The sequence below is a fragment of the Roseburia hominis genome, from assembly GCA_040702975.1.
Lineage (GTDB): Bacteria > Bacillota > Clostridia > Lachnospirales > Lachnospiraceae > Allocoprococcus > Allocoprococcus hominis_A.
This window is the reverse complement of sequence record CP159990.1, coordinates 2,474,769-2,489,517: the sequence shown is the minus strand read 5'-3', so window position 1 is coordinate 2,489,517 and position 14,749 is coordinate 2,474,769. Positions and strand designations below refer to the sequence as shown.

At 47.8% G+C, this 14,749-nt stretch carries 14 protein-coding genes; 2 read left to right on the top strand and 12 right to left on the bottom strand.

What is annotated here, in order from left to right:
- The first annotated feature begins 270 nt into the window (after positions 1 to 270).
- A complete protein-coding gene (locus ABXS75_11470) occupies positions 271 to 750 on the top strand; it encodes an S-ribosylhomocysteine lyase (GenBank protein XCP83697.1) in 480 nt (159 codons plus the stop codon).
- Here the strand turns inward: ABXS75_11470 and ABXS75_11465 are convergent.
- The 11 genes from ABXS75_11465 to ABXS75_11415 all read right to left on the bottom strand — a co-directional run bounded on the left by ABXS75_11465 (position 734) and on the right by ABXS75_11415 (position 10,230).
- The gene (locus ABXS75_11465; protein XCP83696.1) at positions 734 to 1,381 is read right to left on the bottom strand and encodes a 5-formyltetrahydrofolate cyclo-ligase; all 648 of its coding nucleotides are present in this window, start codon (positions 1,379 to 1,381) and stop codon (positions 734 to 736) included. The genes ABXS75_11470 and ABXS75_11465 overlap by 17 nt on opposite strands.
- Complete coding sequence (locus ABXS75_11460) at positions 1,359 to 1,580, bottom strand: DUF896 domain-containing protein (GenBank protein ID XCP83695.1); 222 nt, start codon at positions 1,578 to 1,580, stop codon at positions 1,359 to 1,361. Before ABXS75_11460 ends, ABXS75_11465 begins: the two co-directional genes overlap by 23 nt.
- A gap of 27 nt (positions 1,581 to 1,607) precedes the next feature.
- Entirely contained in the window at positions 1,608 to 1,982 is a 375-nt protein-coding gene (locus ABXS75_11455; GenBank protein XCP83694.1) for a hypothetical protein, read from the bottom strand.
- 61 nt (positions 1,983 to 2,043) lie between these two features.
- A complete protein-coding gene (locus ABXS75_11450) occupies positions 2,044 to 3,714 on the bottom strand; it encodes a polysaccharide biosynthesis protein (protein ID XCP83693.1) in 1,671 nt (556 codons plus the stop codon).
- A 21-nt stretch (positions 3,715 to 3,735) separates the two neighbouring features.
- Positions 3,736 to 4,230, bottom strand: a complete 495-nt coding sequence (gene ybeY / locus ABXS75_11445; GenBank protein XCP83692.1) for an rRNA maturation RNase YbeY — start codon at positions 4,228 to 4,230, stop codon at positions 3,736 to 3,738.
- Positions 4,227 to 5,234, bottom strand: a complete 1,008-nt coding sequence (locus tag ABXS75_11440; protein ID XCP83691.1) for a PhoH family protein — start codon at positions 5,232 to 5,234, stop codon at positions 4,227 to 4,229. Before ABXS75_11440 ends, ybeY begins: the two co-directional genes overlap by 4 nt.
- A 3-nt stretch (positions 5,235 to 5,237) precedes the next feature.
- A complete protein-coding gene (locus ABXS75_11435; protein ID XCP83690.1) occupies positions 5,238 to 6,488 on the bottom strand; it encodes a sporulation protein YqfD in 1,251 nt (416 codons plus the stop codon).
- 17 nt (positions 6,489 to 6,505) lie between these two features.
- A complete protein-coding gene (gene yqfC, locus ABXS75_11430) occupies positions 6,506 to 6,793 on the bottom strand; it encodes a sporulation protein YqfC (GenBank protein ID XCP83689.1) in 288 nt (95 codons plus the stop codon).
- A gap of 148 nt (positions 6,794 to 6,941) precedes the next feature.
- Complete coding sequence (locus tag ABXS75_11425) at positions 6,942 to 8,915, bottom strand: DUF2207 domain-containing protein (protein ID XCP83688.1); 1,974 nt, start codon at positions 8,913 to 8,915, stop codon at positions 6,942 to 6,944.
- Positions 8,916 to 8,927: 12 nt separating this feature from the next.
- Complete coding sequence (locus ABXS75_11420) at positions 8,928 to 9,482, bottom strand: LemA family protein (GenBank protein ID XCP83687.1); 555 nt, start codon at positions 9,480 to 9,482, stop codon at positions 8,928 to 8,930.
- A 22-nt stretch (positions 9,483 to 9,504) separates the two neighbouring features.
- On the bottom strand, positions 9,505 to 10,230 hold the full coding sequence (locus ABXS75_11415; GenBank protein ID XCP83686.1) for a hypothetical protein: 726 nt from the start codon (positions 10,228 to 10,230) through the stop codon (positions 9,505 to 9,507).
- 164 nt (positions 10,231 to 10,394) lie between these two features.
- Here ABXS75_11415 and ABXS75_11410 point away from each other — a divergent pair, with 164 nt between their 5' ends.
- The gene (locus ABXS75_11410; GenBank protein ID XCP83685.1) at positions 10,395 to 11,330 is read left to right on the top strand and encodes a hypothetical protein; all 936 of its coding nucleotides are present in this window, start codon (positions 10,395 to 10,397) and stop codon (positions 11,328 to 11,330) included.
- Between the two features lie 112 nt (positions 11,331 to 11,442).
- On the opposite strand, the gene carB is transcribed toward ABXS75_11410, so the two are convergent.
- Complete coding sequence (gene carB / locus ABXS75_11405) at positions 11,443 to 14,670, bottom strand: carbamoyl-phosphate synthase large subunit (GenBank protein XCP83684.1); 3,228 nt, start codon at positions 14,668 to 14,670, stop codon at positions 11,443 to 11,445.
- Positions 14,671 to 14,749: the final 79 nt, after the last annotated feature.

Genomic DNA, 14,749 nt, shown 5'->3' with positions numbered 1-14,749 from the left:
TCTCTTCCTCCTGATCTATGTATTTCATAATATTCTTTTCCGTAAATGACACCTCATACCAAAATAAGGTCCACTGGACCTTATTTCAGGTATGCATGGCAACAAAATGCAGAGCGCTTTCCTGATAAAACCAGAAATGCTTCTCCCTTTAACCTCAGAAAGTATACCATACTTCTTGCCCTAAAAAAAGATATCGGATATAATAAATCTCAGAAAAAGAAGAAGCATACGTATGATGCGTAATCAGTTATACAAGAAAGGAAAATGAATATGAAGAAAATCACCAGTTTTACGATTGACCACAACAAATTAATCCCGGGACTCTATGTATCGCGGAAGGATTTCGCGGGCGAGACTCCTGTTACAACATTTGACATTCGCATGACCAACCCGAATGAAGAACCAGTCATGAATACAGCAGAAGTTCATACCATTGAGCATCTGGGAGCCACCTTCCTTCGGAATCACCCGGAATATGACTCCAAAACTCTGTATTTTGGACCGATGGGATGCCGCACCGGCTTTTATCTGCTTCTGACCGGTGACTACGAATCCCGCGATATCGTGCCGCTCATGACCGAGATGTTCCGCTTTATCGCCGAATACCGGGGAGATGTTCCCGGTGCCTGTGCAAAAGACTGCGGAAATTACCTTGATATGAATCTCCCCATGGCAAACTACCTGGCCAAACGCTATCTGAAAAATGTACTGGAGCATATTACGGAAAAACAGCTTATTTATCCGGAGTAATCACACGCTCCTCCGTTATAATGTAATCCGGCCTCAGATCCGTCTCTTCGGCGGGCACTTTCTTCACAATCTGACATTCGAATGCGGCGGCTATTTTGTGGATAGATGGATACTGCTCCAGATACCGGTCATAGTAACCGCCGCCGTAACCGATCCGGTTCCGGTTTTCATCAAATGCCACTCCCGGCATAATCATCAGCGTATCGCTGCACGATGCCCCCTGCGGCCCCGAAAACGCCGCAAGTCCTTCGATCGGTTCCAGGATTCCCCACGCGCCCGGCCTGACGTCCTCCCAACTCATGATCCGATAAAACTGCATCGCTTTTTTGTTGCCATGCATGCTTAAGTGAACGTCCAGTGGACGTTCATCTCGGTTGCCATGCATGCCTAAGTGAACCTTCACTTTGGGAACATAGACCGATTTTTTTTGCCTCCAGCAGCTTTCGATCAGTTCCCTGGTTACGACCTCTTTTCGAAAATCAATATACACCAATACCTGCTCTGCTTCCCGGAACCAGGAATGTTCCTTGATCATGCAGATGATTTTTCGGCTTTTTTCCTCCACATCAAAAACGGGCAGCTCCGTCCGTCTTTGCAGAACCGCCGCCCTAATTTGTTTTTTTGTTTCCATACTTTTCTCCCAGATTCGTAATGCTTCCGTCCTTTTCCTTAATGGAAATATTGTTAAGCTGGCCTCTTAGATTTGCTTTGAACGCCTCCACATATTCCCGTCTTAGAATCTGCTGTTCTTTCTTCTCTTTTTCTGTCAATCCTTCCGCTTTGGATTTGCGGTACAATTCGTTAATTCGATCAATCGTCTTGTTGTCCATCTTCTGTTCCCTTTCCTACTTCTTCTGTCAACTGGAGTAATTTTCCAGAAAACCATATAACTTTTCGGTCCCGTCTATCACTTTTCCATTATGAATCTCCTCTGCCAATTCGTTCGGCAGTTCAGATATCGGTATGTTGGTATATTCGAATACGGTCTTTTGATCACTCAGATATACGACAACATAGCCATTTAGCTCTTTCAGAAAATAAATTTCTTTCTTTATGGCGTCTCCCTGCGTGGTGACGAATCCTTCCTCTTCTTCTTTTTTCACAGCCTTTAATTCGCTCTCTTTTTGCATTTGTTCCTGATCATAATGGTACTCTGCCTGATATGCGAAGCTCAGCAGAGCCACGATCACGATTGCTGCGGCAAAAATACCGATACTGTATTTTCTCTCCATAAGGACAACTCCTTTTTGTATACAGTATCGACGATTTTTGCGTGTTTATACATAGAACCCTCTAATAATATCCTTTTTCATCTATCAGGTGGAATTTCCGGCAGATGCCGACGAGCGTGGCGCCCTTTGGCAGAGACAAAATCTCATCTTCCGATAACCCGCCTAATTTCAACAGGCTGACCGCAAACACCAGAACCGCCACAATGAGCGCGGCAAGAGTTGCAATTCTTCCACCGATAAAAATGTCAAGCACAAAATGTACCAGAAAAGCGGCAATTCCCATGATCACCGACGCGATACCCGGAATCACATAGGTGCGCTGTCTCTCCTGTATATAACCGATGGCTTCCTGGATATCGTGCGCATTCATGATGCACATGCAAAGCGAGAATACAATCTTGCTGGCAATGATCGCGTACAGTCCCCACTTAAATACCACCAGCATGATAAACAGGGAAACCAGATGCAGAACAAGCGAAATAGTCGCATTCTTCACCGGCTTCATCATGCGGTTCAGTCCCTGCAGTACCGCATTGGTAATCGTAGACAAGGAGTAGAATACCAGGGAGATCGCGCCAATCTTCCAGATCATATTCTGCATGCTATTATCCACATTGGGCCAGATGAAATCCATGATCGGCTTGCCCAGTACAAAGAATCCCACCGCACTAGGAATGGCGATCAGCATGGTGTAACGCACGGCCATATAGATGCGGTTGTGTACCAGTTTTCTGTCGTGCTTCGCGTAAGCTCCGACAAGCCCCGGCAGCATGGAGGAACCCAGCGCATTTGCCACGGCAAGCGGCACATTAAATAAGGTGTAATACTGTCCCAGTTGCCCCAGGTATTTGACGCACATCTTCTCCGTATTACCCTGGGCGATCATGATCTTATTGAACATGGCACTGTCCACTACATTGCTGATGTTATATACCGTTGTACTTAGAACGACCGGAATGATCGTTATGATCAAAAGTTTGAAAATGGTCTGGTACTCTTCCCGTTTGCGCGACCTGTCTGCGCGTAGCCTGCGTTTCTGTATTTTCTGGTAAGATAAGTACGTCACGATCAGAAAGATCAGCCCAATCAGGGCGCCGGCAACTGTGCCTAAGGTACCGCCTGCCGCCGAGTAGGCCGAGCCAAGAAGCTCATTGCCCTTCGTTTCTGCTATTTTTTTACCATATTCCATCAGCATGGCAGCTCCCACCACGCTGACTACCGCATTCACGATCTGCTCCAGAATCTGGGATACCGCTGTCGGGATCATACTTCCCTGTCCCTGGAAATAACCTCTGAGAACGCCCATAACTGCTACGATCAGAAGACCCGGAGCCAGTACCGTAAGGGCATAAGAACTCAGCTTCGCTCCCATCACATAGGTCGCTATGGTATCTGCCCCAAAGAAAATAATAAGTGCGATGAAAGAACCCGATAGCAGGGCAAAGACCATCGCGGCCTTGAATACACGAAAAGCATTCTTCCTCTGGCCCTTTGCCACTCTCGCCGAAACCAGCTTCGATACTGCAAGCGGCAGGCTGTAAGAGGAAATGGTAAGTGCGATCGTATAGACCTGGAAGGCAATATCATAATATCCTTGTCCCTCCAGCCCCATATAGTTGAGCATGGGGATTCGATAAATAAATCCTATGATTTTTGTAATAATCCCCGCCGCGGCAAGTATGACTCCCTGTATGAGGAAACTGTTGCCGGACGATTTCTTCTCCTTCGCCATAAAACACCTCGCTCCTATCGCTTATCGGGTGATCCCGATCCGATCTAAGATCTCCCGCTGTTTTTTCTCCATAACGGCACGCTCCTCTTCTTCCATATGATCGTACCCTAATAAATGCAGCATACTGTGCGCGATCAAAAATGCATATTCCCGTTTCAGGCTGTGCCCATATTCCTCAGCCTGGGAGATGACCTTTTCTTTAGAGATCACGATATTCCCAAGCATCAGTTCGCCGCTGTCGGGATCGAAGCATTCCGGCGCTTCCTCCAGAAATGCAAATTCTCCGGCTTTTTCATACTCGATCATGGGGAATGACAGTACATCAGTCGCCCGATCGATCTGGCGGAACTCGCGGTTCATCTCGCGAATCTCCTCATTTTCAGTGAGCAGAAGCTCTACCTGCGCCTCATAGGGGCAGTTTTCATAATCCAGTACCGCCTCCGCCACCTGCACCGCTGTCTCAAACGTATCGAGAGGAAGCCGTACCTCTCCTTCTTCTTCTAAAAATAGTCTCATCGTTCGTTTCGTTTCCTTCTATCCCTTGGCCGGGATTTTTTCTGCTCATTCTTTTGCTCATATTCTTCATAGGCTTTCACGATCCGCTGTACCAGAGGGTGCCGCACCACATCGCGGCTGGTCAGACGACAGATCGTAATTCCCTCAATATTCTTCACTACATTCACCGCCACGTCCAAACCGGATACCTGCCCGGACGGGAGGTCCTTCTGTGTGGAGTCTCCGGTGATGACGACCTTGGATCCAAACCCGATTCGGGTCAGGAACATCTTCATCTGCGCCGGCGTCGTATTCTGTGCCTCATCAAGAATAATGAAGGCGTTATCCAGTGTACGTCCTCTCATATAAGCCAGAGGCGCTACCTCTATAAGTCCTTTTTCTGAATTTTTGATAAAGCTCTCCGCTCCCATGATCTGATAGAGTGCATCATACAGCGGCCGCAGATAAGGATCGATCTTGCTCTGCAGATCGCCGGGGAGGAATCCCAGCTTTTCCCCTGCCTCGATCGCGGGCCGCGTCAAAATGATCCGCCCGACTTCATTTCTCTTAAATGCGGTGATCGCCATGGCCATCGCCAGATAAGTCTTGCCGGTACCTGCAGGACCCAGCCCGAAGGTGATCATTCCTTCCCGGATCGCATCCACATATTTTTTCTGCCCCAGCGTCTTGGGCTTGATCGGTTTCCCCTGCAAGGTGTGACAAATGAGATCCTTATCCATCTCCAGCACATCTTCCGTACTGTCTTCCATGTTCAGGGAAAGGATATAATCCACATTCTGTTCCTGAATCTCATTTCCTCTTTTTGAAAGCTCTGTAAGCGCTTCAAGCGAACGTTTTGCCCGCTCTACATTCCTCGAATCTCCCAGAATCTTAACCTGCCCGTCGCGGGCGATCAAGGTGACATGGAGGGTGCGTTCGATCTTCTTCGCGAACATATCAAACTGACCGAATACATTACCTTCATGCTCTGCCGGTATCTCGATCACTGTTTCCAGAATTCCCATATATTAATTTCCTTCCTGCTCTTCCTTAGCATCTGTGACATCTGCTGTCTTCTTGTTGGCGGCACTTGCCTTACCGATCTCCTGTGAAAGAATCAAAATGCCCTTCGCAGATGCCTGCTTGCTCTCCTTGTATATTTTAACATCATTCTGCAAAATTTGAACCCCTTTTTTCTCTAAATTCTGGCAAAATTTCTGAAATCTCAGGGTTAATTGCTCCTGAATACGGTCGTCTGTGTATTTTTTCTCTTCCGGCCTGTATTCCCGCACTACTTCCCACCCCAAAGTAAAAGGAAGATAGAAATGTTCCCCGATTCGGGGCGTAAATTGCCGTACCTCCCGCACGGAATGTGGAAAAGAGGTCCCAGGCACGATTATTTTATACAGTTTTTTGGGAGTGGAAAGAAAAAAGCGATAGCGCTTCTTCCCGGTCCAGTTCTTCTTCTCATAGGTGAGCGGAACAAGGTCCTGATATGTCATCTGCGTCTTTGCCACGATTCTGGCATCTGCCTCATGATATTGATAATCGATGATTTCCCCGGCATCGTTTAAGACGGGAACATTTCCCGCGACCAGCAGATCACCTTTTTTTACCTCATCACCTTCATGGACCTGAGGAACCCCTTTTCGGGTAATCAGTTCGAGGATCACTCCATCTTCCGAGGCGACCAGATCGACTGGCTGTACCTCCCTTACCTCCTCTCCGGGCTCTGTAATGGTATCGCTGTTTTCCTTTACCTGTATCAGAAGCCGCGTCCCTTTGATGTGCGCGGAGACCCAGATAATGTCGTCGTATTCTTTTCGGATATCTTTTACGATCTGCTGACAGTCAACGCCGGATTTTGGCATGCCGTGAGTGATTCCCTGCTCTTCCAGAAATTCCAGGATCGTCTCGTCAGTGCGTGCCTGATTTCCCTCAATATGAATATTCCAGATAAAAAAGGAGAGAAAATAGATCACGCCAAGACACAGGACGCCTCCTGCAAAAAATAGTTTCCGCTTTCGATATTTGTGTAAAAAAAAAGGCAGGCCGCGGCGCTCTTTGATCGCAACCCGTATCTGAGTCTTGCGGACGATCGGCCGCAGGCGCCGGAAGCCTTTGACGCTGATATTCATCTCATATGCCCCGTCTGCGGGCATCAGATCCCATAGATAGATTCCATGATGACTGCATAGATTCAGAAAACGTTCCGGTGAATAGCCCCTGATCTGTATCCGAAGATACCCGGTCAAATATCTTAAAAGTGCAATCAGCATATTCTCCTGTCCTTTCCTTAGATGTAATCTACCCGCTCAATACGCCCGGTAATCTTCATCTCATCATTCGTATAGTAGGAAATCTTAAGGTTCCTGCCACTGATCTTTATCTGTCCGCTCTTGCTTTGAATCCGCACCAGTACATCGGTATATTCGATAATTCCACGATAATTTTCAACATTCGCCTCAATCTGACCTGTAATCGTCACGATAGGGACGCCAAGGACAACATCTTTCGGCATATTTGCCGCATCAGCCATGCGGTTTCCCAGCACTTTTTGCTCTTTGCCTGCTTCTCGTTTCATCTGCCTGCCACATATCGTTTTGTTCTTAATATATGTGCGGCAGGCAGAGATTATACCCAAGGGCACCCCGTATGGCCATTCGGCCGCTTCACAAGGTATACCCAAGGGCACCCCGTATGGCCATTCGACCGTTTGGCGTGCCTAAGTTTTACCAGCTTCCGCCGCCACCGCCGCCGAAACCGCCGCCGGAAAATCCGCCGCCTGAGAAGCCTCCGCCTCCCAGACCTCCGGAAGATTTTCCGCCAGAGGAAGTGGATGGCTTAGGCGTCGCGATCGTTGTGGCCACATGAGCCATATGGGTGTGGAACATGCGGTGCATCAGATAGTAGTCAAAATACGGATTCCCGTTTCTGGTCTCGTACCAGATCGGAGCCGGAATCGTCAGTTCCTTCATCTTATCCAGAAGAATGTCCGAAAGGCCGAACACATAGGCAAAGGGAAGGATATGGTAGAACAATTCCGGAGTATCTTTTGCGATCACCTTCATACGGTCAAGCTCTGCCGTCACAATAAAATCCCGAAGTCCTGCTAGATACCCCAGCCATTTCACACACTGCCCGGTACGTTTCTTCATGAATCCGGTCAGTACGGCTCCCAACGCAGAGACCACTGCCACGCCGACAAGCGCCGGAAGCAGATTAAGCATCTTACCAGAAAACATCTGGACACCGTAAACGGCCAAAAGTACGACAAGCGGCGCAAGATACAGAGCCACAGAAGCGCTTCCGAACAGCTTTCTGGCAGAAGGCGCTTTGGAGTACCAGAAGTCCACCACATACATAAACAAAAGCACGCCTGCCAGATACAGAATTGCCAGCAGATAAACAAGCCCATTTGCAAATGTAAAGCGATTCAGCGAAACAACCATCACAAAAATGGGAATCATAGTAAGCACAAATGCGATACCCCGTGCCACTTTTGAACTCTGTGTATATACCAGACCCGAATATTTCTTGTGCAGACCCTGTTTTGTCTTTTCCAGTGTCGTTACCATACGGTATCTGAGGTCGGAAGTTTTCACTTCTGTTCCGATATGCCCCTCGCCCCGGCCGAAAATTCCTTCAAAAAACGTGCGGGCATATTTCGGAGTATCCGGTGGCAATTCCCGGAGTTTGGTGAAGGCCAGCGTGTTCTTCCTGGTCTCTCTGATCTTTATATATCCTCTGTCCGCCCAATAAATCAGAAGCGACATCACATCTTTATCCGATACACTTCCGTCAATGATGTAGCCGACGGCCGCGCTGTCCAGCCCCTCCGGCGCGGTAAACTGAATGGAGGGTATGATCTGCTGATCCCGCCCGAACAAAAAGAACATGACAAGAAGGATCACGGCAATAACCACGCAAAGAAGGATCAATGTCAGGTTGATGCCTCCTGCCGTGTGGACATCCTGAAAATATCCTTTCGGCACGTCGGCATAAAAGGTAAGCCCGCAGCCAACCGGAAGTCCTTTATTAAGAATTCCGGTCACCTTCGTACCGTCCCAACTGAGATCTACAATGTCGGAAGCGGCGAACTGTTCCCCGTATGCGCCGTAATACAGACGAAGCTGTTCTTCTGCTATTTCTTTGGGAAACTGGATCGTAAAACTGCTCCCCGCCGGGATCTCATTTCTCCAGCCTGTCGGGAACACATTATAATACGCCTTTTCATATCCTGTGCTCGTCATCGGCGTGACATGATACTCAAATTGGTACTGCTTCTTTCCTACCAGCTCCCGCTCTTCTTCCCCGAACCGAAGCACCCGATTCCCGTTATCCGTGCTAAGATCCAGCGGATCAGAGGATCCCACCTGGTCAATCGAAGCATAGTACGGGATATCCACAGCCTTCCCATCTTCTTTGACCTCACTGATCACGCCCTTAATCGGAATGTACCGGTAGATTCCATGCCGATAATTCTGAAAATCGACGTCGATCGTCTCTGTCACCTGGTAACTGTTATCCTCCTGCACCTCGATACGGGTCGCATAGTTGTCGGTCGTCATATACCAGTCTTCTGTGATCTGCGTACTGTAGTCAGATGTACCAAAAAGACTGCTAAAGATTCCCATATTACTGATCATTACAAAGATGATGATCCAGAGAAGGATATTCCCTGAACCTTTTGCTCTTATTCTCATATCCCGTCCTCACTAAAATGAAATCCTGATATTCTCTCTTTCCCCTTCATCGCGCACTTCGTACAGCGGCTTCCTCTGAAATCCGAAAATTCCCGCAAGTACATTGCCCGGAAATGTCTCTGTCTTCGTGTTGAACTGATTCACCACAGCGTTATAATATCGCCTGGAGCCAGCAATCTCCTCCTCGATCCGCGCGAGCTGATTCTGAAGATCGATAAAATTCGCATTGGATTTAAGTTCCGGATAGCTCTCGGATAAGGCAAACATAGAACGCATGGTTCCGGTAAGCTCCCTGTCCTTATCAATCCGATCCTCCAGAGAGGAGGCTCCAAGCGCCCGATTTCGTGCCTCTATGACTCTGTTTAGCGTCTCCATCTCGTGTCTGGCATATCCTTTGACCGTCTCCACGTAATTCGGAATCAGATCATACCGCTTTTTCAGCGAAACGTCCATTGCGGAAAACGCCTCCTCCATCTTGTTGCGCAGACGGACAAATCCGTTGTACGAACCGATAAGCCAGCCCACCACCAAAAGAACAATCAACAAAACAACTACAAATACTACCATGGTATATCTCCTTTCCTGTCCGTTATACGGACTTAAAATTCTTGAACAGCTCCGGAAGCAGCTTGCCGGTCGATGCATGGACCTCTATATAACCGCCGGCCTCTGCAATGAACCGAACGGCGTATTCCTTCTCCGACGGTGTCCGCCCCGGTCTTCCTATAGTGATCATATTATGCAGATACCGTGTGGAAAACGTATATTCTTCCCCGGGGCCTAACATACACACCGGCGTACCGTTCAGGAAAAATGCGTCTTTTCCACCGCTGTAACCTCTGTTATCCTCGATAATCCTCACGGTAGCCGAATGGCTCAGCATCTCCGCACGCTGCAATTCGCCCGACATATTTTGTACCGGAATCATCCCGCCTGATGCCTGCCTTTCTGCCACATCATTACTTTGTCCCGGCAGTTCCCGATTCCAGGGATTCAATGGATTCTGCGGATTCCAGGGCTGGTCACTGTAATCCGGGTGATAATCCCCCTTCGGCGCGTACCGGGCGAGTCTGTAGGAAATATATCCGCCAAGAATTGCACCGGGAAGTCCTACCATGTAAGCTCCGACCATAGGGTTTGCATTTGCATCGATCATCACGACTAAGGTCGCTCCCAAAAGGCTGCCCAGAATCTCCAACCCATACCATAAGAGCAAGGTGAGTGCCTGATATTTTCCTGGCTTTTGCCCGTTCGCAATCGCATTGCGCCCATTCAGTCTCCAAAGCCATATCACCATGAATACATCAAAAATCATATCAATTCTTCCTTTCAAATTTGCGTAGACCAACATATAATTATACATTTTACCATCTTTGATTCATAAAGTCATTTCCTTTTAAAAAAAGTCATTGTTTTTTAACAATTTGTGTTATAATGTCTAGAGAATGCAAGAATATACAAAGGAATGGAGAGATACTTATGTTAAAAGAATCCTATCGGACTCAGCTTCTGTGCGGCAGTCTTCAGGACTATAAACAGCATATGTCCGGCATTTATCGGGGATACCCGATCGTGATTGATCTGGTGAACGGACAGTATGCGGTAAAGATCAATGCACAATCTGTGAATGATCCCGGAAACGCTGGGCTGAATGCATTTTTAAGGCAGCAAAAGGAAAACATCAAACAGATTGCTCAGGTGAATACCTATGACCATTGTGCAGTGCTTACCATTCAGGTGCCGGGACTTGCCAAGAATATTCCGAATACGGTAAATGCCATCATTGATCCGGTAATCGGTTACATGATCAATTACGGCTATGGCGTGGGTTGTGAACAGTGCGGTAATACTTCCGAAGAGCTTTATTGCTATGAGATTAACAGCGGACATCATTATCTGTGCAGCAACTGCTCTGCCAGCATCGAGAACTCCCTTCAGGCACATCAGCAGGACGTACTTTCCGCTAAGAGCAATTTGGTTCCCGGACTTGTCGGTGCCCTTCTTGGTTCCCTGATTGGCTGTGCTTTGTGGATTGTAATTTATAAATTAGGGTACATCGCGGGAATCGCCGGGGCAGTGACGGCGATCTGTGCCATGAAAGGGTACGAACTGTTGGGTGGCTGTCTGGACCGCAAAGGCGTGATCGGCTCCGTGATCATTATGCTCGTGATAATTTATATTGGAAACAAGGTTGCCTGGTCGTGGGAAGCCTATGATGCACTAAAAGAGTATGGATATACCTTCTCCGACTGTTTCAGAGGACTTGGCGAGATCCTTAAGGCATCAGATCTGGTCGGGGGCTATTGCACAGACCTGGTAATCGGATACGGTTTGACACTTGTCTGCAGCTATAAGAATATTATCAATGCATTTCGAGCAAGCAAGGGCAGCTATAAAATAAGTAAGATGAACTAACGGATAGCCAAAATAAGATCCACTGGACCTTATTTTAGGTATGCATGGTAACATAAAAAGCATTAGAAAAAGCTCCATTCAGGCTTTAATTTCTGAATGGAGCTTTCTTATTTTATTCTTTATCTTTAATCTCAGCGTGTAATTCCTGAAGAGATCTCACTTCGCCGCAGCCCTGTTTCTTCATGGACTTGATACCGCTGATCGTAGCCTTTGCCGCCGCAATCGTGGTCATATACGGAATTCTCTTCTTGATCGCCGCCTTTCGCAGATAGCTGTCATCCACCGCTCTTTCCTGTCCAATCGGTGTATTGATGATCAGATCGATCTTGCCGTTTGTGATCAGATCCAGAATATTGGGTCTTCCTTCCTGGAGTTTATTGACCATATCCGCCTCTATGCCAGCTTCACGTATCAACCTGCAGGTGTGTTTTGATGCAAGGATCTTGAAGCCGTTTTCCGCGAAATCCTTTGCAACCTCTGCCACTTCCGGTTTATCTTTATCATTCACGGAGAACAGTACCGTTCCGCTCATAGGAATCCTCTTCTGGGTCGCCTCCTGCGCTTTGTAGAACGCTTCTCCATAGAATCTGGAAAGCCCCAGAACCTCTCCGGTGGAGCGCATCTCTGGTCCCAATACCGGGTCTACTTCCTGGAACATATTGAACGGGAATACCGCTTCTTTTACCCCATAGTACGGGATATTCTGTTCCTTAAGAGCCGGTACGGGAGACGGCCTTCCGGTCAGCTCGGAGGTGACAATCTCAATGGCAAGCGGTACCATGCGGATATTACATACCTTGGAAACCAACGGCACTGTACGGGATGCTCTTGGATTTGCCTCCAGTACATAGACCTTGCCGTTTTCGATGGCATACTGCATATTCATCAGACCCTGTACATGCATCTCTTCTGCGATTTTTCTGGTGTATTCCTTGATCGTCGCAACATTTTCCTCGGAAATATACTTGGACGGAATAATACATGCGGAATCTCCCGAATGTACGCCGGCCAGCTCGATATGCTCCATCACAGCCGGAACAAATGCATGGGTTCCGTCACTGATGGCATCCGCCTCACACTCCGTTGCATGTCCAAGGAAACGGTCGATCAGGATCGGTCTGTCCGGAGTGACTCCAACAGCCGCATTCATATATCCTACCATGCTTTTTGCATCATAAACGACTTCCATTCCACGTCCACCAAGAACATAGGAAGGACGCACCATGACCGGATATCCAATTTCCTCTGCAATTTGAAGCGCTTCTTCTACATTGACCGCCATTCCTGACTCCGGCATCGGAATACCGAGCTTATCCATCATAGCCCGGAACTGGTCGCGGTCTTCTGCCAGGTCAATGACAGACGGAGAAGTTCCCAGAATCTTCACCCCGTTCTTCTCCAGAGCTGACGCCAGGTTGAGCGGAGTCTGACCGCCGAACTGTGCAATCACGCCGACCGGTTTTTCCTTCTTATAGATGCTGAGAACATCTTCCAGCGTAAGTGGTTCAAAATACAGTTTGTCAGATGTGTCGTAATCCGTGGACACTGTCTCCGGGTTACAGTTTACGATGATCGTCTCAAATCCCAGCTTCTTAAGTGCCAGTGACGCATGTACACAGCAATAGTCAAATTCGATACCCTGGCCGATTCGGTTCGGTCCGCCGCCCAGGATCATGATCTTCGGCTTATCTGAATTTACCGGATTCTTATCTGGTGCATTATAAGTAGAATAATAGTAAGCGCTGTCCTCGGTGCCGCTTACGTGAACGCCTTCCCAGGCTTCTTCCACGCCAAGGGCGATTCGTCTATTTCGCACATCATCTTCACTGATCTCAAGGATCTGACTCAAATACTTATCGGAGAAGCCGTTTTTCTTTGCCAAAATCAGTGCCTCGTCTGAAGGAAGCTGACCTTTTCCGGCAATCAATGCCTCCTCCTCTTCTACCAGTTCCTTCATCTGCTCGATGAAATAGTGTTTTACTTTGGTAATTTCATGAATCTCTTCTACCGTCGCACCCTTGCGAAGCGCCTCATACATCACGAAATGCCGCTCGCTGGACGGAGTGATCAGGAGCTTTAACAATTCTTCTTTTGACTTCTGATCAAAATCTTTGGCGTGGCCCAGACCATAACGTCCTGTCTCCAGAGAACGAATCGCTTTCTGGAACGCCTCCTTATAAGTTTTGCCGATGCTCATGACTTCGCCGACCGCGCGCATCTGTGTTCCCAGCTTATCTTCTACGCCTTTGAACTTTTCAAATGCCCAGCGCGCGAATTTGATCACAACGTAATCTCCATCGGGTACATATTTATCCAGGGTCCCGTATTTGCCGCAGGGAATGTCCGCCAGGGTAAGACCCGTTGCGAGCATAGCGGATACCAGCGCGATCGGGAATCCGGTCGCTTTGGAAGCAAGTGCGGAAGAACGGGAAGTTCTCGGGTTGATCTCAATAATAATATCACGGTCTGTCTTCGGATCATGTGCCCACTGTACGTTGGTTCCACCGATCACCTGAATGGACTCCACGATCTTGTAGGACTTTTCCTGAAGACGTTTCTGTACTTCTTCTGAAATAGTCAGCATCGGTGCGGAGCAGAAAGAATCTCCGGTATGAACGCCAAGCGGATCGATATTCTCGATGAAACATACGGTGATCATATTGTTGTCTGCATCACGCACGACTTCCAGTTCCAGTTCTTCCCAGCCGAGAATAGATTCCTCCACCAGTACCTGTCCTACAAGGCTTGCCTGAAGTCCACGGGCACATACCGTCTTCAATTCATCTACATTATATACTAATCCGCCGCCGGAGCCGCCCATGGTGTAAGCCGGACGCAGTACGACCGGATATCCCAGCTCATCTGCGATGGCAAGGGCCTCGTCAACGGAATAGGCAACTTCACTTCTTGCCATCTCGATTCCAAGACTTTCCATCGTATGCTTGAATTCGATCCGGTCCTCGCCCCGCTCAATGGCGTCTACCTGAACACCGATTACTTGTACATTATATTTGTCAAGAATTCCTTTTTCAGAGAGCTCTGAACATAAATTAAGACCCGATTGACCTCCAAGATTTGGTAATAGTGCATCTGGTCTTTCCTTTGCGATTATCATCTCTAACCGCTCCACGTTAAGTGGTTCAATATAAGTCACATCGGCAATCTCAGGATCTGTCATGATTGTTGCCGGGTTCGAGTTTACCAATACAATTTCATACCCAAGTTTTTTGAGGGCTTTGCAGGCCTGTGTACCTGAATAATCGAATTCACATGCCTGTCCGATAATAATAGGACCCGAACCGATAATGAGCACTTTATGGATATCTGTTCTCTGGGACATCTTGATTCCTCCTCATTCGTAGTTTAGCTAATCATCTCAAACATTATACACGAAAATAATCTGCGCCGCAATATTTTTA